Source organism: uncultured Agitococcus sp., assembly GCF_937920075.1.
Classification (GTDB): Bacteria; Pseudomonadota; Gammaproteobacteria; order Pseudomonadales; family Moraxellaceae; genus Agitococcus.
The window spans coordinates 13,671-35,247 of the sequence record NZ_CALETI010000069.1; the positions used below are offsets into that span (position 1 = coordinate 13,671).

Sequence of the window (21,577 nt, forward strand, 5' to 3'; positions counted from 1 at the left end):
AGATGTTTGACTCCTATTTTTGCCAAAAAATTTGCATTAATAATTGTTTTAAACGCTCAAACGCTAAAGGTTTGGTTAAAAAATCGTCCATGCCTGCTTGTACACAACGCTGCTGTTGATCTCGCATAGCATGAGCGGTTAATGCAACAATCGTGACCGATTTTAAATTATATTCATGTTCAAAAGCGCGTATTTGCTGCGTGGCTTGATAGCCATCAATTTCGGGCATTTCACAATCCATCAACACTAAATCATAATGATGTGCTTGTTGTTGATAAATTTGCACTGCTTGTTTGCCATCATTAGCAATTTCGGTATTCATCCCCAAACGTTTTAACATACCAACAATAACCATTTGATTTACTTGATTATCCTCAGCAACCAATACATTTTTACCCTGTAAAATATGTTTAATAATACCTATATCTTGACGCTTTTCACTGGAAGATCGATATTGTTCTTGGCATCCTAATAATTTTAACAGCGCGTCTCTCAAGCTATTCGCAGAAGTAGGTTTTTGAATAACCAAGCTCAAACCTGCTTGTTGTAATTCTTCTTCACTAGGCGGCATTCGCATTGCCGTTAATAATACTCGCTTAATGTGTTGTAAGGCTGGGTCTTTGGCCATTTCTAAAGCCACATCCAAACCTGATAAATTGGGCATACGCATATCTAATGCCACAATATCAAAGGCTTGATGGTTTTGCTGCGCTGTTCTTAATAACATCAGTGCTTGTTGGCCATCTTGTACCGTTTCTGCTTGCATTCCCCATGCTTGAGCCTGTTCAATCATGATTTGAGCAAACTCTACAGAATCATCGACAAATAATATTTTTAATCCCTGCAAGGCAGTGAGTGGCACATAATGATCATTAGCAAAATCCCTGCTTGCTTGTTGATAGGGTAAACTGACTTCAAAACGTGTTCCCTCGCCCAACACACTATAGACTTCCATTGTGCCATTCATTAGCTCAATTAAACGTTTACTGATACTTAGCCCTAATCCTGTACCACCAAATTGACGTGTGGTTGAGGCATCTGCCTGCGTAAATGCCTGAAATAATCGACCAATTTGTTCTTCACTCATGCCAATGCCTGTATCTATTACTTTAAAATGTAGATATGACTGACCATGCTTCTCACTAATATCTACTCTTAAACTAATCCGACCACGATGGGTAAATTTAAAAGCATTGCTTAATAAATTGAGTAATATTTGTTTGAGCCTAGTGGGGTCTGATTTAATAAATACAGGCGTATGTGGAGCGATAGAAGCTAAAAACTCTAAACGTTTTTGTTCTGCTGTCAGTGAAAAAATGGAGGCACATTCTAAGAGTAAGTTGTCTAAATCCATATCAACATATTCAATGTCCATTTTGCCTGCTTCGATTTTGGAATAATCTAAGATGTCATTAATAATATTTAATAAGGCATTACCAGAACTTTCAATGACTCTAACAAATTGCTCTTGTTGATTATTTAAATCGGTGGCTAATAACAACTCAGTCATGCCCAACACACCATTCATTGGCGTTCTAATTTCATGGCTCATCGTGGCTAAAAATAAGCTTTTGGCACGGCTTTCGCTTTGAGCTTGATTAATGGCTTGTTTAGCACGAATTTCTTCTTCTTGAGCTTTTAATTTAGTTTGTAGGTGTTCTTCTCGCTCGGCATTAGCACGGCGTTCCTCTGCCATTAATAAATTTTGTGCTTCTTGTTCCTGCATTCGACTAATATTAATGCGATCAGCCAACGCAAATGATAATAGTAAAACTTCGCACCATTCACCAATTTGTACGGCTAAATTAGTTAAGGTGGATTTAGGAATAATACCTAGTTGACTTAAATCATATAACACCACCATAGAGGCGAGTAACAACCACGAACCAACAAAAAATCGTGCAGCTCGATTGCCAGCCCGCCAATTACAAATGCCAATAGTCATCACCAAAACCGCTGTTCCCATTGAGAACAGTAAAGTAATCACAATCATGGTTTGGTATGGTACATACAAGGATAAAACGGCCATCACAAACATAATATTCATGTATATGGTGGCTAATTTGTGAAGGCGTGGATTAAATTTACGTGTATTTAAAAACTCTCGACCAAATACTAGACTCATGGCTAAAGAAAAATTGAGTAATACCGTAATGGCGTGATTATTCCACCACACTGCATTTGGCCATAAATATTGATAACTTAAACCATCAATCGTAGCCAACAAAACCCCAAAACCAATGACAAAAATGACATAAAATAAATAACTTTTTTCGCGTACTGATAACCATATAAAAAAATTATAGGCAATCATAATAATCAACGAACCATAAAAACAGCCCAACAATAGCTGTCGTGTTTGGTCATGTTGCCAAAAGCTGCGCTCTGGCCACAGGCTAATAGGGACTTGTAAACCGCTACTACTTTGAATACGGAAATAAAATTGGTAATGTTGTTGTGCCGCTAAATTGATTGGCACAATAAATAAATGGTGCGGAATTTCTCGTTGTTCAAACAGCCACTTATCACCCAATTGCCATTGCTGAATTACCTTTTGATTTTGCACCAAAAAAATTTGTATATCATCTAACAAAGGATAAGCGACTTCTAGTAAACGGGGGGCAGATTGTTGATATGCCGTAGTTTGCACATCCACTTTGAGCCAATAAGCACTTTTTGAATAGCCAAAATAAGGTTTATCTTGTTTTTGCATCTGCCATTGCTTGGGCTGATGCAACACTTCTTGGATAGTAAGCTGTTGTGTTTGATCTTCTATATATTCAATATAATGGGCTAAATCTTGTTTAGCATCATGAACAATTAATGGCGATGCCATAGCCAATTGACTAAAGATATATACACAAACTAACAATAAGCTTTTGATAACTAAACGCACCTTGGTTAATTCCTTGTTAAGTTATTGGCATTTGTTGCTTCTCTGATGGCAAGCATACAAAATAGCTATATCATAAGATGAAGAGAGTTATCACTTATCCATTCACATTTTTGTAAGATATAAGCGATATTTCTAGCCTAGTTTATTTTTTGAGTTTAGGCGACTAGATAGGATTTTTTATGTCAGATATTTTAGCCTTTGCCTTACTAATTGCCGCTTATTTATTAGGCTCAGTTTGTTCAGCGATTATTGTTTGCAAACTCTGGGGACTGCCAGATCCTCGCTCTCAAGGCTCAAGTAACCCAGGTGCAACAAATGTGATGCGCATTGGCGGCAAAAAACCCGCGCTCATTACCCTAGCAGGCGATATGGCGAAAGGTGTGCCCTTGGTATTATTAGCACAACACTTACAACTGCGTCCTGATTTAATTAGCGCGATTGGTTTAGCGGCTTTTATGGGGCATTTATACCCCGTCTTTTTTAAGTTTGAAGGTGGTAAAGGCGTTGCAACTGCTTTAGGGGTGTTGTTGGCGTTATATTGGCCTGTAGGTTTGGCCGTGATTGGTGTGTGGATAGCTGTGTTTGCCCTGTTTAGAATTTCTTCTTTAAGCTCAATCACTGCTTTTGCACTTGCGCCAATTATTGCTTGGTATTTAGTGCCTAATTATATGTTGGGTATTGTGGGGATGAGTATTTTGTTAATCGCTCGCCACAAAACCAACATTAAAGCCTTATTAAAAGGTGAAGAACGGAAGTTTGCTAAGAAAGAGGAGTAAACTCCTCTCTAAATGTAAGATTTAATCTTTCACTTTTAAGGGTTTTAATTCCGCTAATAATTTATTATTACTATCCAACATCGCTAAATAATCATTACTTTCAATAATACGAATACTACGCACTTGGCTTAATGCTTTATAAACCAATTGTTGTTGAGGCAATACCGAATCACAAGGTTGATTGCCCATTCTTAAATTATTAATCGTTAACCATAAACCATCTCGTTTATAAGCTGCTACAAAGCGATTACAACCTGTAAAACCAGTCAGTTCATTGACTTTAAAACGGGCGACAGGTGCTAAATCATCTTTGGCCATACGCTGACCATCTATTTGCATAAACTGCCAATAAGAATTGTCAAAACTATCAGGTACCGTGCCATGAACTTTTATTTGTGAACTTACAGAAGCATTTAATGCACCAATACTCATGGTACGCGCTTTAACAGGAGGATTCGCTGCTAATGGCTTTGAATCAATCGTTCTTGATGGACTAGCACAAGCCGTCATCAACACACTTAAAATCAACATAGACATTAAACGAAACAACTTTTTTCTCCTGTTTAGCATACGACCCCACCCTAACCCTCCCCTACATGAGGAGAGGAATATCTTTAAACTACACTTGGGCTTGTTCAGCATAACAATGATATGCGGCTGCTACTGCTGTACCTTCTGGACAATTAAAGCCTTGTTGACGCAACACAGACTCCAAAGCAGATAGACAGCTAATCACATTTTCAACACGACTCGAATAGCCCATTAAACCAATACGCCAAATTTTACCTGCTAACGCGCCTAAACCTGCACCAATTTCGATACCATGTTGATTCAGTAAAGCTGCACGCACTTGTTTGTCATCCAAACCTGTTGGAATATGAATAGAGTTTAATTGTGGCAAACGATCTTTTTCTGCAACCACGTAATCTATATCTAATTGGCTTAAACCGGCTTTTAGAGCTAAATGATTGCGCTGATGGCGTGCCCACGCATTTTCTAGACCTTCTTGTTGCAACACTAATAAAGCTTCATGTAAAGCATACAGACTATTGGTTGGTGCAGTGTGATGATAGGTACGTGTGGTTTCGCCCCAATAACCCAATAATAAATTTAAATCCAAAAACCAACTTTGGCATTTATGTTGACGCGCTTTAACAGCCGCAATCGCCTTCTCGCTAAAGGTAATTGGCGATAAACCTGGTGTACACGATAAACATTTTTGGCTACCAGAATAAACAGCATCTGCGCCCCATTCATCAACTAATACAGGTACACCCGCTAAGGAAGTCACGGTATCAACAATCGTTAAACAACCATATTCTTGCGCCAATTTACATAAAGCAGCAGCATCAGATAACGCGCCTGTTGAGGTTTCGGCATGAACAAAAGCCAATACTTTGGTATCTGGGTTAGCTTTAAGGGCATCAGCAACCTTATTTAAATCAATCGCTTTGCCCCATTCATCATCGACAATAATGGGAATGCCGCCACAACGTTCCACGTTTTCGACCATACGGCCACCAAACACACCATTACGACAAACAATCACTTTATCATTAGGGCTAACCAAATTAACAAAGCACATTTCCATGCCTGCCGAACCTGGCCCTGATACAGGAAAAGTCAGCATATTTTTGGTTTGAAAGGCATAACGTAATAAAGATTTTAACTCTTCCATCATGCTAACAAAGCTAGGGTCTAAATAACCAATCGTTGGTTTAGCCAAGGCTTGTAAAACGCGTGTGGAAATATCCGAAGGACCTGGTCCTAATAAACGACGTTGGGGTGGAGTATAAGCATTAGGGGTGATTTCTGGCGCAAATAGCATGTTATTGTTAACCTCTTTTTATCCTTTATTTTATTAGGATTGTTATATTTTTAAGAGTAGGACTTACGCATTTCACCGAAATTAGCGCGTTTTGCGAGCATAAAATCGTTAAAAACGATTTTATGCGAACAAATAAGCAATAACCGCGTAAGTCTTAAACAGTCTTAGCCTAGCGAGGCGACACTAAAGATGCAATCAATTTGGCGAGAATTTTTGTACCAACCACGCACTAAAACGCTGCATAGCCGTTGCGTCATTAGTGGGGCAACGTGGATCGGTTTTTTGTAAGGCAACGATTACATGCTCAGGAATAGGCAGCTTTTCACAACCATGTGAGTCTTCACAAATCATATCCCATTCTGGTTTTGCTGCGGCATGACAGGCGAAACAGTTCTTTTTAAAGCGGTTATTCACATCAGCAAAACCACGTTTGCGAATTTTTGAGCCTTGTTTATCAACATCCAACTCAAAAAATTCCCAATCCTTAGTCACAGGGCTAAAACCTTGTTCTCGTTTGACCATCACTTCGGTGGGTACGAGTTGCACCACAGAACCCACAGGATAAACTCCGCCTGTGGCTGATTTAGCAACGGCTAAGGTGTCGGCCAAATTACCTGTTAAGCTATCAACAAAAAAACCACGTACGGGTGTCATTTGGCTGAGGCATTTAAAGGATTTTTCGTTAATGGTTAAAGTCTCCGCCTGTAAACAAAAACTTTGCACCAATAGCAATAACATTAACCAATAACGTAGCATTTTCTATCCCCTCTTAATTAACTGCTGGCAATTCAACCATTGGCCAACGTGATTTTACCGTCACCGATAAGTTTTCTTGCTGCCCTGCCACCAAACGCTGACAACCTGCATAAGCAATCATTGCACCATTATCGGTACAAAAAGCAGCTGAGGGGTAAAATACCTGCCAACGTTTACGCATCGCTAAATCTTGTAATTGGGCACGCAAACGCAGATTAGCACTCACACCGCCAGCCATCACCAAACGCTTTAACCCTGTTTGTTTTAAGGCTCGTTCGCATTTTTTAACGAGACTATCAACAATCGCCGCTTCAAAACTGGCGGCAATATCCGCCTTTTTTTGTGGATAATCTTCGGTTTGATTATTCGCATTTAACACAGCTGTTTTTAAACCACTAAATGAAAAATCTAAACCTGCTCGGTCAAGCATAGGACGCGGAAAATTAAAAGCTTCGCTATTGCCTTGTAATGCGAGTCTGGCCACATTTGGCCCACCTGGGTAATCAAGATGGAGCATTTTGGCGACTTTATCAAAGGCTTCACCTGCGGCATCATCAACCGATTCGCCCAATAATTCATATTGGCCAATACCTTCAACCTTTAATAGTTGCGTATGGCCACCAGATACCAATAAAGCAATAAAGGGAAACTCTGGCTTATTTTCTTCTAATAAAGGGGCTAATAAATGCCCTTCCATGTGATGCACACCAATCGCAGGTACACGCCACGCATAAGCCAAACTACGGCCTGTTAATGCCCCGACCATTAATGCACCAGCCAAACCCGGCCCAGAAGTGTAGGCAATGCCATCAATGTCTGTGGCTTGGCTATTTGCAGCGGCCAACACTTCTTTAATTAAAGGAATCAATTTACGTACGTGGTCACGAGAGGCTAACTCTGGCACAACCCCACCATAATCGGCATGAAGCTGAATTTGACTGTATAAACGGTGAGCTAATAGGCCTTTTTCGCTATCATAAACGGCAACACCTGTTTCATCACAAGAGGTTTCTATCCCCAAGACACGCATAATTTACCCCTTTAATTAGCCTTTTTTTGCAAAAAAGAGCGAATTTATTGACAATTAACTAGAGTTTATTGTACGCGCTGCTTGCTGTTAACGCTATCTTTGCGTAAAATTGCCGCCTCTTTGTATTCATAGCTAGCTTGTGCTAAATACAAGTAGCTTGGTTTTCTGCCCGACTAGGGTGGTTTTCGTTTTTAGATTAAGGTGATGATTCATGCCCCTAGTGAAAGTAAAAGAAGGCGAACCATTTGACGTAGCATTACGTCGTTTTAAACGTTCTTGCGAAAAAGCTGGTGTTTTAGCTGATGTGCGTAAACGTGACTTCTACGAGAAGCCAACTCAAGAGCGCAAGCGTAAAAAAGCTGCTGCTGTTAAACGTTATGCTAAAAAATTAGCACGCGAGTCGGTTAAAACCACCCGTATGTACTAATTATTTATCTTAGTCCTATTTGGGGGCTAGATATTAAAATCATCGTAAAACGATGATTTGTTAAATAAACGCCTTATGACTCATAAGGCGTTTATTTTTTATTGATGGTCAAAAAACATAAGGAACATTAACATGACTTTAAAAGCTCAATTAACCGATGCCATGAAAGAAGCGATGCGTGCCAAAGATAGTGCGCGTTTAGGTGTAATTCGTATGGCTTTAGCCGCCTTTAAACAAATTGAAGTTGATGAACGCATTGAATTAGATGAAGCACGCTCTTTAGCCGTGTTAGAAAAACTGATTAAACAACGCCGTGAATCTGTTTCTGCATTTACCGCAGCAAATCGTGACGATTTAGCCGCCCAAGAAAAAGCCGAAATTGCGGTTTTAGAAGTTTTTTTACCAGCACCTTTTTCTGCTGAAGAAATTGAAGCATTAATTAATGCCGCTGTTGCCGAAGTGGGTGCAACGAGTGCACGTGACATGGGTAAAGTGATGAATATTTTACGTCCACAAATTGCAGGACGTGCTGATGGTGCTGAAGTTTCTAAATTGGTTAAAGCCAAATTGGGTTAATGACCTGATACCATCGACGCTCCCCCTCTCCACAAGGGGGAACTTTCTTTTTTGCTAATAAGTAGTTTATGGCTGGTCGAATTCCACAAAACTTTATTGATGAAGTCCTACGTCGTACCGATATCGTTGATTTAATTGGTAACTATGTTCGCCTAAAAAAAGCAGGCAAAAACTATTCGGCTTGTTGTCCTTTTCACCACGAAAAAACCCCATCGTTTAGCGTTAATCGCGACAAACAGTTTTATCACTGTTTTGGTTGTGGCGCGTCAGGTAATGCCTTAAGTTTTGTTATGCACTATGAGCATCGAGAGTTTATGGATGCTCTTGAATCTTTGGCCAACAAAGCAGGCTTGGCTCTCCCTGAAAACAGTCAGCAACAAGAGCAAGTCTCGCGCAAACCGCTGTATGACATTTTAGAAGAAGCGGCGGTATTTTTTGAACAGCAACTACAACAATCGCCTCAACGCGACAAAGCCCAAGCCTATTTAAACAAACGTGGCTTAGATAGCCAAACCATCAAACATTGGCGCGTTGGATATGCGCCTGCTGGTTGGGATAATCTGTATAAAAATTTTGCTGATAACGCCGAAAAAGTTAAGCTATTACAAGATGTTGGCTTGATTGTTCATAACGAACAACGTGACTCCTATTATGATGCCATGCGTGATCGGGTGATTTTTCCGATTCGTGACAATCGTGGTCGTGTCATTGCTTTTGGTGGTCGTGTTTTAGACGACAGCAAACCCAAATATCTTAACTCACCCGAATCACCTATTTTTCATAAAAGTGAAGAACTGTATGGCTTTTATGAAAGCAAACAAGCCAAACAAACTTTTAATAAAGTGATGGTAGTTGAAGGTTATTTAGACGTGATTGCCGTGCATCAAGCAGGTTTTCCATTTGCCGTTGCCACCTTAGGCACAGCCACTAGTAGCACACACATTGAGCGTATTTTTAAAAGTGTACCTGATGTGATTTTTTGTTTTGATGGTGATAATGCAGGCCGTAAAGCGGCGTGGCGTGCGTTAGAATCTGCCTTGCCAACATTAAAAGAAGGTGTCTCGGCACAGTTTTTATTTTTGCCAGATGACCATGACCCAGACTCGTTAATTAAAGAACGTGGCGCAGAGTCTTTCGCTGATGTGCTAAAAGAAGGTTTAAGTTTAGCCGATTTTTTGTTTAACCATTTAAGCATCGACCTACGTCTTGACTCTTTAGAAGGCAAAAGCCGTTTAGCCAGTTTAGCCAAACCCTTAATTGAAAAAGTGCCTGTGGGTGTTTATCGGCAATTATTATGGCAACGTTTAAGTCAATTAACAGGCTTAGATGAGCAAGCCTTAAAAGCGGCCATGCCGATTAAAGAATCTGCACCACCAGTCAACATTGAGGCCAATCCTCAACATCCACCACAAAGCCATACCTTTGCTATTCCCAGACGCGAATTTATTGACCCAAGCGTTAAACCCAAAAACTTGGCTGGCCGTTCTTCTTTGAGCGATAAAGCCATTCAATTGTTATTACAAAAACCCGAAGCCGCTAAAAGTATTGATATACAAAAATATGCCGAATTATTTGCGCAAGAAGCACCTTTATTACTCGAAGTAATAGAGTTTTGCCTTAAACAAGAAAGTTGTAGTACATGGGCATTATTAGGCGCGTGGCAAGGGACAGCCGAAGGTTTACATTTACAAGCTTTAGCTGAAGACACAGGATTTTTAGCCGATTTAAATGCTGAAGCCGAGTTAAGCGATATTGTGAATCAACTACATATTCAACGACTAAAAAAAGCTTTACATCACAGTCCCGATTTAATGACCACCATTAAATTAAAAAAAGAACTGGCTGCTGCCACAGCCGCTCTTGCAAAAAAATAAAGCAGTCCTTATTTAGCGACTATAATCTAAAGAACTTTAAACCTTATTGACAGACCATGCTATACTATTGGGCTTGTCTGCATCACAGAGAAAATCGTATGACTACCGAGAACGTGCAAAACGAAAGTGAAGCCCAAACCACCTCCCAACTTGCAGCCCTGATTACTCGTGGTAAAGAGCAAGGTTATTTAACCTATGCCGAGGTCAACGACCATTTACCCGAATCTATCACCGAAACTGAGCAAATTGAAGACATTATTCAAATGCTCACCGATTTGGGTATTCCTGTTCATGAGCGCGCGCCTGAGGCTGACGACTTAACGCTTGATGAAACACCTGATGCCACGGATGATGATGTCGCTGCTGCTGATGCGATTGCCGTTTTAACTTCGGTAGAAAACGAACCTGGTCGCACCACTGACCCAGTGCGTATGTATATGCGTGAAATGGGTACAGTTGAGCTGTTAACGCGTGAAGGCGAAATAGCCATTGCCAAACGTATCGAAGAAGGTGTGCGTGATGTATTGCACTCCATGGCTTGCTGGCCAACTGTTGTACCGAGTGTCTTAGCCGATTATGACCGAGTTGGTACTGGCGAACGCCGTTTAGCCGAAATTTTAGTCGGTTATTTAGACCTCGAAGACACTTCTATTCCAGAAGTGGTTGAAGAAACTGAACTTGATTTAGATGCAGAAGCCGAAGTACCTGTTAAAGCTGCCGATATTGATTTAGATAGCGAAGAAAGTGAAAGCAGTGACGATGAGGAAGAAGGCGAATCTGGCCCAGACCCCGAAATTGCACGACAACGTTTTGCTGAATTAACCGAACAATATCAAAAAACGCTAGCGGTATTAAAAAACCACGATCGTTATAGTGCCGAAGGCAAAGCAGCGATTAACGATTTAGCCAATGTGTTTATGTTGTTTAAATTGACACCTCGTTTGTTTGAATTTTTTGGTCAAGAATTACGTGCTGGTCAAGATGCAGTTCGCGCCCAAGAAAAAGCGATTATGGTATTGTGTATTCGCCGTGCCAAAATGGATCGCAAAACCTTTATTAGCGAATTTCCTGGTCACGAAATCAATTTAAACTGGGTTGATAGCCAAATTGCTACCAATAAATCATGGTCTACTGGTTTGCAACAATATCGTGATGATATTATTAAAGCTCAACAAAAATTGATTGATTTAGAACAAGAATTGGGTTTGCGTGTTGCTGAAATCAAAGAAATTAACCGTCGTATGTCGATTGGTGAAGCCAAAGCGCGTCGTGCCAAAAAAGAAATGGTTGAAGCCAACTTACGTTTGGTTATCTCGATTGCCAAAAAGTACACCAACCGTGGTTTACAATTCTTGGACTTAATCCAAGAAGGTAACATTGGCTTGATGAAAGCGGTTGATAAATTTGAATATCGTCGTGGTTATAAGTTCTCAACTTATGCAACATGGTGGATTCGTCAGGCGATTACCCGTTCGATTGCTGACCAAGCACGTACGATTCGTATTCCTGTACACATGATTGAAACGATTAACAAAATTAACCGTGTTTCTCGTCAAATGTTACAAGAAATGGGACGTGAACCCTCACCCGAAGAATTGGGCGAGCGTTTAGATATGCCTGAAGACAAAGTGCGTAAAGTGTTAAAAATTGCCAAAGAGCCTATCTCCATGGAAACACCGATTGGTGATGATGAAGATTCGCATTTAGGTGACTTTATTGAAGACACCACCATGACGTCACCTGTTGATGCTGCAACGGCTGAAGGTTTACGTGAAGCCACTCGTGAAGTGTTGGCAAACTTAACACCACGCGAAGCAAAAGTGTTAAGAATGCGTTTTGGTATTGATATGAATACCGACCACACCTTAGAAGAAGTGGGTAAACAATTTGATGTAACACGCGAACGTATTCGTCAAATTGAAGCCAAAGCGTTGCGTAAATTACGTCACCCTTCTCGCTCCGAACATTTACGTTCGTTCTTGGATAATGAGTAGCTTCGACTACGCTCAGCTACCACGACTCTGCTCCCTGAGCGGAGTCGAAGGGTGAGGTCTTTTAAAAAGACTTTTACCAAAAGCCTCTTTACGTTAGTCTAGCGTAAAGAGGCTTTTTAGTTTTTAGCGATATTAAAACCACTAGAACAACAAACATCATGAATCCATTTAATCTGCAAGACATCACCACCTTTTTAGCCATTGTTGATAGTGGTAGTTTAACCCAAGCCGCTGAACGCCTTGAGGTATCCAAATCTATTGTCAGTAAGCGCCTTAAACGTTTAGAAGAAATGCTAGGAGTGGCGTTATTACATCGCTCAACACGTGGTATTACCCCAACAGAACAAGGTCAGGCTTTTTATTTACGTGCGTCTAATATTTTGCAAGAACTAGAAGCCACGATTGATGAAATGACCGAAGGTAATCAAAATTTATGTGGTTCGTTGCGAATTGCTGCACCTGTTACTTTTGGCACTATGTATTTAGGCCGATTGATTTTTCCATTTATTAGCAAACATCCACGACTGCATGTAGCCATACATTTAGATGATAAACGTGTTGATATAGTTCAAGAACAGTTTGATCTTGCAATTCGCATCAGTGCTGAACCCGGTTTGTCACTCAAAGCCCGACAACTAGGTTTATGTAAACGTGTTGTTGTTTGTAGTCCAGAATATGCCCAACAACACAACTTACAAGCTTTAAATGAGGATTTATTTGCCCATGAATATATTGGCTATAGCAATATCCAAGACAGCCAATTGTGGGGCTTTTTAACCGAAGATAGTCAACGCGGACAAATTAAAAGCAGATTTACGGCAAATAATGGTGAAATGAGTCGAGATGCAGCCATTGCAGGATTAGGTTTATCGGTTTTACCATTATTTATGGTGGCTGAAGCATTAAGAACAGGTCAATTAATTAATGCCATGCCACACTTAGAATTAGAACCTATACCGATTTATGCGGTTTATCCACCAACACGTCATGTCCCTAAAAAAATCAGACTGTTACTAGATCATCTTTGTCAGGAGTTGGGCGACAATCCACCGTGGGAACAGGATTTGCCGTTGTAACCACAATTTTTGATTTTATGTAGGGGTAAGCCCTTGTGGCTACCCTGAATGCCAATATTTATCCTAAAAGGCAACCACAAGGGTTGCCCCTACGAGGTTTATTCATTGGCAGTTTTAACTAATTTTAAACCTACTTTTTTTGTCCACCACATCACGCCTACCAATAATTGACGACGATCTTCAACAAAAGATGGTTTTTTGCCTTCAAAATAATGACCAACAAATTGAAAGCCCCAACCGACAGTAAACATAGGTACAGCCAATGGCAAGCCAATAATGGTTGCGCCTAAAGGTAAAGAGCCAGCAATTAAAGGAATACCGATTTTGTGACAAAATTGATTACGTGGGTCTTGATGGTCTTGTTGATATTGTTCCATCAAGCCTGTCCACTCTTGGTTTAATTTAATTGGAAACATGTGCTTACCCTCTAATAGCCTTGTATATGGGCAGAATATAAAATAAGCATAGTCAACAATCTGTCAAAATTCTGACAATTTCAAAATTTAGCGTGAGATTTTTTTTAGGCCATCTAAGTCCAAAATTTCAATCGCACCATAATGCAATTTAATCAATTGTTGGCGCGCTAAATCTTTTAACACCTGATTAATGGTTTGTCGGGTCATAAACAACATCATCGCCAATTGTTCTTGAGGGGTATCAATCATGCGTTTGCTTTGATGTGTCCACATACCATAATTTTCGGCAATTAATACTAAACGTTTTGCCACCCGTTGCGCTGTTGAACATAAGGCTAAATCTTCTGCCATATCCATTAAAAAACGTACTTTATGGGTTAATAACAAGCCAAACTCTTGCCAATATTGCGGATGTTCACTCAGTATTTTTTCTAAGCTCTGTCCATCTATATACAACAAGGTACTTTCACCAATAGATGAAGCTCGATGAGTACGCTTTTGTTTATCAAAGAGGGTAATTTCGCCAAACCAATTGGCAGGGTCAATAATGGTTAATAAGGCTTCTTTGCCATCCTGACGACAACGACTGACACTCACGCAGCCTTCAACCACCGCATAAATCCCTTGAGATTCATCACCATAGGCAAAAATTTCTTGGCCAGCACTAAATACTATTACTTTAGCTTGGTCTAATAAAGCTTGACGTAATTCGGCTGAGATACCACTAAACCAACTGCCCTGCAATAATAATGGTGCATAGCGAGAGGTATTCATCATTTAACGACTTAAAAAAGCCATCATGCGACGGGTAATTTTGGCAGGGGCAAATTTATTGACTAACATTAAGGCTTTAAAAGACAAACCAACAGGGTGATGGACACGATAAGTACTTACGGCTTGCCATGCTGCCAAAGCAACATCTTCAGCAATTAAATCTACGCCCAAACGCTCAACGATCGGGGCAACAAAATCTTTATCATGGACAAGTGGCGTATTAACAAAGGCAGGCATCAAATCACTGACCCAAATTTCGTGCTCACGCCACTCTAAATTTAAGGCTTCGGTTAAACCACGTACCGCAAATTTAGCAGCCGAAAAACTGGCCATGTGTGGTGCGCCATATAAGGCAGCAGCCGAACTCATATTAATCACTTGGGCATTTTCGGTGTGACGCAAAAAGGGAAAGGCGGCATGAATGACATTCACCAAACCATTAATATTAATGGCTAAGGTTTTATGATGTTGTTCGGGCGTGAGTTGCTCAAAATGCCCCATGTGCAACACACCTGCACAATTAAATAACACGCGCAATTGGCTATCATGCAGAGCAGCAAAATCACTAATAGCTTGTTGAACTTGAGTATAATCAGTGACATCAACCGCTGAATACCATGCTCCCTCAAGCTGCGCAGATAAGTCAGCAAGTGCTTCGCTATCAATATCTAATAAACCAACCTGCCAACCTTTACGTTTAAAAAAAATAGCCGTTGCTTTACCAATGCCTGATGCTGCACCTGTGATTAAAATATTATTCATTATTGTTGGCCTAATCCATAAAGACTTTTTAGGATTTAGGCATTGCCCAAATCCTATGTAATAAAAACCACAAAGTCTAACGAGGATTAGGCTTTAGTCAAGCAGCAACTGGTGTTAATCGCCCTAAAGCTGGCTTAGACTGCGTTAAATAATCTTGGGCATTAAAATGTTGAGTTTTATAACGATACAACAAGGTAAAGCCAACCCAATTATTGGTGTTTTTGCCCGATTCAGTTTTATACCAACTATGGCAACCTGCTGCCCAAATGGTATTACTCAGTTGCTCTTGTACCCATTGATTATAAACAGATTGTGTTTGTGCTTTTACTTCAACCGCTTGCCATTGTTGACGACGCATTTGTTTAAGTGCATCCAAAATATAAGCAAATTGACTTTCGAGCATATACAAAATCGAATTATGGCCTAAATTAGTATTTGGCCCATACAATAAAAACATATTAGGAAAACCATGCACAGTCATGCCCAAATATGCCTCTGCACCATCGCGCCATGCTTCGTTTAAATCAATACCATCACGGCCTGTAATTTTCATGGGTGCTAAAAAGTCAGTCGCCTGAAAACCTGTACCGTAAATAATCGCATCTACAGGATATTCTTTGCCATCTTTGGTTTTAATACCTGTTTGGGTTACTTCGGCAATATTATCAGTCTCTACTTCAACATTTTTTTGTGCTAAAGCTTGATAATAATGATTAGAAATCAAAATACGTTTACAACCCAAAGGATAATCTGGTGTGAGCTTAGCGCGCAAAACAGGGTCTTTTACCGTTTTATGTAAGTGCCGTTTAAATTGCCATTCAAATGGTTTCATGGCTATTTGTAAGGAGGTAAACGCTAAAGCACGAATTTCATGATTACTATACATCGCTGCTCGACTGAGCGTTTGCAACATAGGTAACTTGGCATAAATTTGCTGTTCTATGGAGCTATACGCACGATCAGGCTTGGGAATCACATACGGTGCAGAACGTTGAAATAAAGTCAGTTGTTTGGCTTGTTTAGCAACGATTGGCACAAATTGAATCGCACTCGCACCTGTGCCAATCACCGCTACCCGTTTATTCGTTAAATCATAATCATGATGCCAACGCGCCGAATGAAACTTTTCGCCTTTAAAGTTTTCAATGCCTTTTAATTTAGGATAGGCAGGACGATTTAACTGACCACAACCACTGATTAAGATTTTTGCCAATACCGTTTGTTGTTTGGTTTCAATCACCCATAACTGTTGCTGTTGATCAAAATACGCACCTAAAACTTCATGATTAAATTTAATTTTAGGAGTTAAGCCATACTTTTGCGCACAATCACGGATATAAGCATAAATCTCGGCTTGTGGGGCAAATTTGCGTGACCAATCAAATTTAGGCTCAAACGAAAAAGAATATAAATGCGAAGGCACATCACACGCGGCGGCAGGATAACTATTATCTCGCCAGCAACCACCCACATCTTGCTCTTTTTCGAGCAAGACAAAATCATTGAATCCCGCTTTTTGCAGTTGAATGGCAATACCAATGCCGCCAAAACCAGAACCAATAATGGCAATTTCTGTGCGTAATGTTGTCATCTGCGTACTCATATAGAAAAATTATTTTTCGTACAATAACGTACTATAGTGCTAAGAATTATGTTAGATTCGGACACCATTGATAAATTGGAACTAATCTATAGTGTGGCCAACTCAACGTAATATAGCCAGTATACGTGTACTCTGCCAATTAGCAGAAGATCAAGGCATTTCTTTAGCCGAATGTTTACGTCATACTCATATTTCTATTGCTCAACTAAACGATGCCTTTGCTCAAGTCACCGCTCAACAAGAATTACAATTAATAGAAAATATCTTAGCTGCCTATAAAGCCCCTGACCATCACTTAGGCTTAGAAGCTGGTTGTTATTACCATTTAAACACTTTTGGTATTTGGGGTTTTGCCTTAGTCAATAGCCGTACTTTACGCGATGCAATTAATCTCGGTTTACGTTATTTGGATTTAACTTTTGCTTTTAACCAAGTGCATTTACAAGAAAATGAAGATGACATTATCTTAATGCTAGATGACAAAGCCATCCCTGCTTCATGTCGGCATTTTTTATTAGACCGTGATATGTCGTCTATCATGACCATGGTGGAGGAGTTATTTAATTATCGTCCACCACTAAAACATGTTTGTTTTCGTTATTCTGCCCCCAAAGATATTTCAATTTATCAACAAATTTTTGGGGTGACACCAGAGTTTAATGCACCTTATCATGGTGTCAGCTTTGCTAAAGCCTTTTTAGAATTGCCTATTCCTCAAAGTAACCCTCATACTGCCGCAATGTGTGAGGCACAGTGCCGAGAACTGTTACGTCGCCAACAACAACGTTCTGGTGTTGCTGCCAAAGTCCGTGATTTTTTATTAATACAACCCCAAGCCATGCCCAGCATGGAGCAAGTCGCTTCGCATTTATGTATGAGCTCACGTACTCTACGCCGTCATTTAACTGTCGAACAAGTTTCGTATCGTTTATTGGCCGATGAAGTACGTATGACGCTTGCCGAAGAATTGCTAAAAATCCCGAGTTTAACCCTAGAAGAAATCGCTATTCGTGTAGGTTATTCGGAAGTATCGAATTTTTTACACGCGTTTAAACGCTGCAAACAACAAACGCCTTCTCAATACAGGCAGACTTTATGTTAAAGCAGCCACGCCAAGCCAGTCTTAACTTTATTTTAATGACCATTTTTTTAGATGTATTAGGCATTGGCTTGATGATTCCTGTGTTGCCTGCATTAATTGGTTCACTCACTGACTCTGACCATATGCAAGCCTATTGGTTTGGGGCATTAGCGGCTACCTATGGCATTATGCAATTTTTTTGCACCCCTCTATTAGGCGCGTTAAGTGATCGTTATGGTCGTCGCCCTGTGTTGTTAATTTCTATTTTTGGTTTAGGCATTAGTCATATTATGACTGCCGCGTCGAATTCCTTACCGATTTTATTGCTGTCTCGTGTTTTGAGTGGGGCAACAGGCGCAACTTTTTCAGTGGCTAATGCTTATGTTGCAGACATAACCAGTCCCGAAGAACGCGGCAAAGCTTTTGGTAAAATTGGTGCAGCTTTTGGTATTGGTTTTATTTTTGGCCCAGTCATTGGTGGCAGTTTAGGGGCAATTAATCTCCACTTACCTTTTTTTGTTGCTGCGGCTTTATCGTTATGTAATTGGTTATATGGCTATTTTGTTTTACCCGAATCACTCAATCTCGAAAAGCGTAATCCTATTCAATGGCAAAAAGCCAACCCCTTTGGTGCATTACTACATTTGGGTCAGCTAAAAGGTGTAGGTATTTTAGTCTTTGTTTTTGCTTGCTCTGCCCTAGCACAATTTATTTTACAAAATACATGGGTTTTATACACCGAATTACGTTTTAATTGGACACCACAACAAAATGGTATAGCCTTATTTGTAGTAGGCTTTACCTCTGCCTTAACTCAAGGCGTGCTAATGAGTCGCTTATTAACTTATTTTGGCGAAATGCGTTTAGCCATTGTTGGCATGGCATCGTCAGCTATTATTAATTTAGCTTATGGTTTAACTACTCAAAGCTATGTGCTTTATGGCTTAATTTTATTAAATTTTTTGTCGTTTGCTGCCAATCCTGCACTGAACACGGTAATTTCTAAAGCCAGTAGCGAACGCGAACAAGGTTTAACCCAAGGTGCATTAAATGCCATTAATAGCATCATGATTGTGATTGCTCCTATTATTGGTGCATCGCTATTGGCATCAGTGAGTGATTTGGCAAAAGATGATTGGCGAATGGGTATTACATTTTTTGTTACGGCCACATTGCAGCTATTCGCCGTTTTGATTGCACTTTGGCATGTAAAAAACAATACAAAGACGCGTTGAATCAGTACACTGCCAACCGTTATTTTATGTGGATAGTTTAAACTCAATATTCTTGCTGTTTGAAGCTATTTGTTAACTGCTAATTAACCCTTGCATTAAGGATGTTTTATGCTTGACCACCTGATTGCCGATTTTATGAAAAATTGGGTTCTATATGTTTCTATCCCTTTTGTGAGTGGCATTATTGGTTACGTCACAAAGGTAGTAGCCATAAGAATGATGTTTGCGCCAATGGACTTTATTGGATTTAAAATCTTTGGCATTCCAATTGGATGGCAAGGGATTGTGCCACGTAAAGCCGAAAAAATGGCAACTATCTCTGTGGAGTTAATGAGTACTCGCTTGATTACTGCAAATGAAGTATTTGCTCGTTTAGACCCACATCGTATTGCCAAAGAAATAGAAGGGCCAATGACGGCTGCTGCCGAAGAAATTACCCGTGCTGTGGCTCAGCAATATCAGCCGGGCTTATGGGAAATGATGCCTGAGTTTGCTCGACAAAAAATCATTAAAAAAATGCAAACAGAAGCTCCACAAGTTGTGGCGAATATTATGAGTGAAATTCAAGGTGATGTAGATAAATACTTTGATATTAAACACATGGTGATTAGCAACTTAATGAAAGATCGTAAAATGCTTAACGAGATTTTTCAAAAAGTCGGTCACCAAGAATTTAAGTTTTTTAGTAATGCAGGTTTTTATTTTGGTTTTGGTATTGGCTTAATTCAAATGGTTTGTTGGTTGTTGTTTAAACAACCGTGGATGTTACCTGCTTTTGGTGGTTTTGTTGGCTTCTTTAGCGACTGGGCTGCTTTACAAATGATGTTTAGACCCATGCAACCCAAAAAGATTATGGGCTTTACCTTCCACGGCTTATTTTTAAAACGTCAACAAGAGGTCGCTCGAGATTATGCAGCATTAATCTCTAAACAACTACTCACCCCCGCAAATATGATGGAAGAATTATTTAGAGGCGCATTATCTGATCGAATTATGGAGCTGATTCATCGTAATGTTCGTGAAATGATCGACGCACAAACCGGCTCAATTCGCCCTCTAGTCGTTTATGCAGTAGGTAGCCAAAAATATATTGAGATGAAAAATGTGGTGACTGAAAAGATTTTAGAACGCCTACCAGAAACTATGAAACACATGGAGTCTTATGCGGAAGATGCAATGGATGTGCGTAATACTTTAGTTGACCGTATGCAGCGTTTAACCTCTGAAGAATTTGAAGGTATGTTACGTCCAGCCTTTAAAGAAGATGAATGGTCATTAATTGCTGTCGGTGCTGTTCTTGGTTTCTTGGTAGGTGAATTGCAAATTCAATTTATGTTGAATTAAGCCTCCCTATATTCAAAGGCAGTCCCAACGGCTGCCCTACTATCTCTTTGGATAATTTTCTGTGTACAATCGACCAAATTGTACACAGGAAGAACACCATGTCCGCCATCAAACAACTCAGTGTTGCCAGTCTTTTAACCTTACAACTCGCTTATAGTACGCCCATTTTAGCCGCCGAAGAAAATAATACTGATGATGGCAGTAAAGGTTTACCAATGATGATTTTAGGCATTGTCGCTAAACCGCTTTTAGACAATATGGTGAACAAATTTTATAACTGGTTTGGCCAAAAAACGGGTGTGCCAATGGCGAACCCCTTACTTCCTGCGGATTGTGGCGACAACTGTTCACAAAACCTGCAAGCCAATAACAACACCGCAAACACCAACATCGCCAGCAACACAACGAGCAATAATCAAATGGCTTTTGGTGTGGCGGTTGGAGCATGGGTTAAACCGCCGCGTATGCCTGCAAGTGAAGCCGATTTAAGCCAACCGCAAGTGTGGAAAAAATCGTCTTCGAGTCAAGGCACAGAATACACCCAAGTCAAATTGTCGATTTTATTAACCGAAACAGGATTAGTCGCTGTGGGTGCGCAAGATACAGGCAATCCTGTGCAATTACGCGATACCTTTATTGTGGGTAAACCCAAAGATGGCAGCTCACAAAACGTGGCGTTATTCCCGATTCCCAGTGAGAAAAAAATCGAAGTAATTAGAATCAAACCAACCATGCCCCGCGAATCTTTATGGGTGTATGTGTTGCCCTGCCAAGTAACCAATGATACACGGGGCGCGGATGTCGGTGATGGCAACGAAGATTGGCAAAATCTGCAAACCCAATTACCGTCTGCCCCTGCCCAATTTCAGATTAGCCAATTACCTGCTTGCCCTAATGCCAGTGATGTTAATTGGCGTGATATTTACACCAGTGCCAAACCTCTTAACATGAGTCAAAACGACAAACGTCTTTATGGCACAGTCAATACTATCGATAACAATCAATGGTACAAATTAGAAATTCCTTACAGCACAGGATTGTAATGATGGCTATTCGCTTTATTAGTGCTTATTTTTTTTCCTCTCCCAAAGGGAGTTCTCTATCACTTTGGGAGAAAGTTAGAGAAAGG

Annotated in this window: 19 protein-coding genes; 10 read left to right on the top strand and 9 right to left on the bottom strand. The window is 40.2% G+C overall.

The window, feature by feature from the left end:
* Nucleotides 1-13 precede the first annotated feature (13 nt).
* Nucleotides 14-2,896, bottom strand: coding sequence for a 7TM diverse intracellular signaling domain-containing protein (locus Q0212_RS02675; protein ID WP_297921818.1), 2,883 nt, complete (start codon nt 2,894-2,896; stop codon nt 14-16).
* A 179-nt stretch (nt 2,897-3,075) separates the two neighbouring features.
* Between Q0212_RS02675 and plsY the strand changes: the two genes are divergently transcribed.
* Nucleotides 3,076-3,672, top strand: a complete 597-nt coding sequence (plsY, locus tag Q0212_RS02680; RefSeq protein WP_297921821.1) for a glycerol-3-phosphate 1-O-acyltransferase PlsY — start codon at nt 3,076-3,078, stop codon at nt 3,670-3,672.
* A 21-nt stretch (nt 3,673-3,693) separates the two neighbouring features.
* Here plsY and Q0212_RS02685 read toward each other — a convergent pair whose 3' ends face one another.
* The 4 genes from Q0212_RS02685 to tsaD all read right to left on the bottom strand — a co-directional run bounded on the left by Q0212_RS02685 (nt 3,694) and on the right by tsaD (nt 7,286).
* Complete coding sequence (locus tag Q0212_RS02685) at nt 3,694-4,221, bottom strand: META domain-containing protein (RefSeq protein ID WP_297921824.1); 528 nt, start codon at nt 4,219-4,221, stop codon at nt 3,694-3,696.
* A 70-nt stretch (nt 4,222-4,291) separates the two neighbouring features.
* Nucleotides 4,292-5,500, bottom strand: coding sequence for an alanine--glyoxylate aminotransferase family protein (locus tag Q0212_RS02690; protein ID WP_297921827.1), 1,209 nt, complete (start codon nt 5,498-5,500; stop codon nt 4,292-4,294).
* Nucleotides 5,501-5,695: 195 nt separating this feature from the next.
* On the bottom strand, nt 5,696-6,256 hold the full coding sequence (locus Q0212_RS02695; RefSeq protein WP_297921830.1) for a hypothetical protein: 561 nt from the start codon (nt 6,254-6,256) through the stop codon (nt 5,696-5,698).
* 13 nt (nt 6,257-6,269) lie between these two features.
* Nucleotides 6,270-7,286: a tRNA (adenosine(37)-N6)-threonylcarbamoyltransferase complex transferase subunit TsaD gene (tsaD, locus tag Q0212_RS02700; RefSeq protein WP_297921833.1), complete on the bottom strand. Its 1,017-nt coding sequence runs from the start codon at nt 7,284-7,286 to the stop codon at nt 6,270-6,272.
* 211 nt (nt 7,287-7,497) lie between these two features.
* Between tsaD and rpsU the strand changes: the two genes are divergently transcribed.
* From rpsU to Q0212_RS02725, 5 genes are all read left to right on the top strand, one after another.
* A complete protein-coding gene (gene rpsU / locus Q0212_RS02705; protein ID WP_297921836.1) occupies nt 7,498-7,713 on the top strand; it encodes a 30S ribosomal protein S21 in 216 nt (71 codons plus the stop codon).
* 132 nt (nt 7,714-7,845) lie between these two features.
* Nucleotides 7,846-8,289 (top strand): GatB/YqeY domain-containing protein, encoded by a 444-nt coding sequence (locus tag Q0212_RS02710; RefSeq protein ID WP_297921839.1) that lies wholly within the window; start codon nt 7,846-7,848, stop codon nt 8,287-8,289.
* 68 nt (nt 8,290-8,357) lie between these two features.
* The gene (gene dnaG / locus Q0212_RS02715; RefSeq protein ID WP_297921842.1) at nt 8,358-10,163 is read left to right on the top strand and encodes a DNA primase; all 1,806 of its coding nucleotides are present in this window, start codon (nt 8,358-8,360) and stop codon (nt 10,161-10,163) included.
* A 98-nt stretch (nt 10,164-10,261) separates the two neighbouring features.
* Nucleotides 10,262-12,157: an RNA polymerase sigma factor RpoD gene (rpoD, locus tag Q0212_RS02720; RefSeq protein ID WP_297921845.1), complete on the top strand. Its 1,896-nt coding sequence runs from the start codon at nt 10,262-10,264 to the stop codon at nt 12,155-12,157.
* A 158-nt stretch (nt 12,158-12,315) separates the two neighbouring features.
* Complete coding sequence (locus tag Q0212_RS02725) at nt 12,316-13,233, top strand: LysR family transcriptional regulator (RefSeq protein WP_297921848.1); 918 nt, start codon at nt 12,316-12,318, stop codon at nt 13,231-13,233.
* Nucleotides 13,234-13,331: 98 nt separating this feature from the next.
* Here the strand turns inward: Q0212_RS02725 and Q0212_RS02730 are convergent, their stop codons facing one another.
* The 4 genes from Q0212_RS02730 to Q0212_RS02745 all read right to left on the bottom strand — a co-directional run bounded on the left by Q0212_RS02730 (nt 13,332) and on the right by Q0212_RS02745 (nt 16,776).
* The gene (locus Q0212_RS02730; protein ID WP_297921851.1) at nt 13,332-13,649 is read right to left on the bottom strand and encodes a DUF962 domain-containing protein; all 318 of its coding nucleotides are present in this window, start codon (nt 13,647-13,649) and stop codon (nt 13,332-13,334) included.
* 87 nt (nt 13,650-13,736) lie between these two features.
* Nucleotides 13,737-14,426 carry a Crp/Fnr family transcriptional regulator gene (locus Q0212_RS02735; RefSeq protein ID WP_297921853.1) on the bottom strand — a complete coding sequence of 230 codons (690 nt, stop codon included), beginning with the start codon at nt 14,424-14,426 and terminating at the stop codon, nt 13,737-13,739.
* Nucleotides 14,427-15,185, bottom strand: coding sequence for an SDR family oxidoreductase (locus Q0212_RS02740; RefSeq protein WP_297921856.1), 759 nt, complete (start codon nt 15,183-15,185; stop codon nt 14,427-14,429). It abuts the gene before it with no gap.
* Nucleotides 15,186-15,282: 97 nt separating this feature from the next.
* Nucleotides 15,283-16,776, bottom strand: a complete 1,494-nt coding sequence (locus Q0212_RS02745; RefSeq protein ID WP_297921859.1) for an NAD(P)/FAD-dependent oxidoreductase — start codon at nt 16,774-16,776, stop codon at nt 15,283-15,285.
* 103 nt (nt 16,777-16,879) lie between these two features.
* Here Q0212_RS02745 and Q0212_RS02750 point away from each other — a divergent pair, with 103 nt between their 5' ends.
* From Q0212_RS02750 to Q0212_RS02765, 4 genes are all read left to right on the top strand, one after another.
* Nucleotides 16,880-17,890 carry an AraC family transcriptional regulator gene (locus Q0212_RS02750; RefSeq protein ID WP_297921862.1) on the top strand — a complete coding sequence of 337 codons (1,011 nt, stop codon included), beginning with the start codon at nt 16,880-16,882 and terminating at the stop codon, nt 17,888-17,890.
* On the top strand, nt 17,884-19,104 hold the full coding sequence (locus Q0212_RS02755; RefSeq protein ID WP_297921865.1) for a TCR/Tet family MFS transporter: 1,221 nt from the start codon (nt 17,884-17,886) through the stop codon (nt 19,102-19,104). Before Q0212_RS02750 ends, Q0212_RS02755 begins: the two co-directional genes overlap by 7 nt.
* 108 nt (nt 19,105-19,212) lie before the next feature.
* Nucleotides 19,213-20,448 (top strand): DUF445 domain-containing protein, encoded by a 1,236-nt coding sequence (locus tag Q0212_RS02760; RefSeq protein ID WP_297921868.1) that lies wholly within the window; start codon nt 19,213-19,215, stop codon nt 20,446-20,448.
* Between the two features lie 98 nt (nt 20,449-20,546).
* Nucleotides 20,547-21,491, top strand: coding sequence for a hypothetical protein (locus Q0212_RS02765; RefSeq protein ID WP_297921871.1), 945 nt, complete (start codon nt 20,547-20,549; stop codon nt 21,489-21,491).
* Nucleotides 21,492-21,577 lie beyond the last annotated feature (86 nt).

Bases quoted from the DNA above. Each gene is read 5' to 3' on its own strand.
- Q0212_RS02740 (WP_297921856.1), bottom strand. From the start codon at position 15,185: ATGAATAATATTTTAATCACAGGTGCAGCATCAGGCATTGGTAAAGCA.
- Q0212_RS02765 (WP_297921871.1), top strand. From the start codon at position 20,547: ATGTCCGCCATCAAACAACTCAGTGTTGCCAGTCTTTTAACCTTACAA.
- rpsU (WP_297921836.1), top strand. From the start codon at position 7,498: ATGCCCCTAGTGAAAGTAAAAGAAGGCGAACCATTTGACGTAGCATTA.
- Q0212_RS02690 (WP_297921827.1), bottom strand. From the start codon at position 5,500: ATGCTATTTGCGCCAGAAATCACCCCTAATGCTTATACTCCACCCCAA.
- plsY (WP_297921821.1), top strand. From the start codon at position 3,076: ATGTCAGATATTTTAGCCTTTGCCTTACTAATTGCCGCTTATTTATTA.
- Q0212_RS02745 (WP_297921859.1), bottom strand. From the start codon at position 16,776: ATGACAACATTACGCACAGAAATTGCCATTATTGGTTCTGGTTTTGGC.
- tsaD (WP_297921833.1), bottom strand. From the start codon at position 7,286: ATGCGTGTCTTGGGGATAGAAACCTCTTGTGATGAAACAGGTGTTGCC.
- Q0212_RS02760 (WP_297921868.1), top strand. From the start codon at position 19,213: ATGCTTGACCACCTGATTGCCGATTTTATGAAAAATTGGGTTCTATAT.
- rpoD (WP_297921845.1), top strand. From the start codon at position 10,262: ATGACTACCGAGAACGTGCAAAACGAAAGTGAAGCCCAAACCACCTCC.
- Q0212_RS02735 (WP_297921853.1), bottom strand. From the start codon at position 14,426: ATGATGAATACCTCTCGCTATGCACCATTATTATTGCAGGGCAGTTGG.
- Q0212_RS02755 (WP_297921865.1), top strand. From the start codon at position 17,884: ATGTTAAAGCAGCCACGCCAAGCCAGTCTTAACTTTATTTTAATGACC.
- Q0212_RS02710 (WP_297921839.1), top strand. From the start codon at position 7,846: ATGACTTTAAAAGCTCAATTAACCGATGCCATGAAAGAAGCGATGCGT.
- Q0212_RS02725 (WP_297921848.1), top strand. From the start codon at position 12,316: ATGAATCCATTTAATCTGCAAGACATCACCACCTTTTTAGCCATTGTT.
- Q0212_RS02695 (WP_297921830.1), bottom strand. From the start codon at position 6,256: ATGCTACGTTATTGGTTAATGTTATTGCTATTGGTGCAAAGTTTTTGT.
- Q0212_RS02730 (WP_297921851.1), bottom strand. From the start codon at position 13,649: ATGTTTCCAATTAAATTAAACCAAGAGTGGACAGGCTTGATGGAACAA.
- dnaG (WP_297921842.1), top strand. From the start codon at position 8,358: ATGGCTGGTCGAATTCCACAAAACTTTATTGATGAAGTCCTACGTCGT.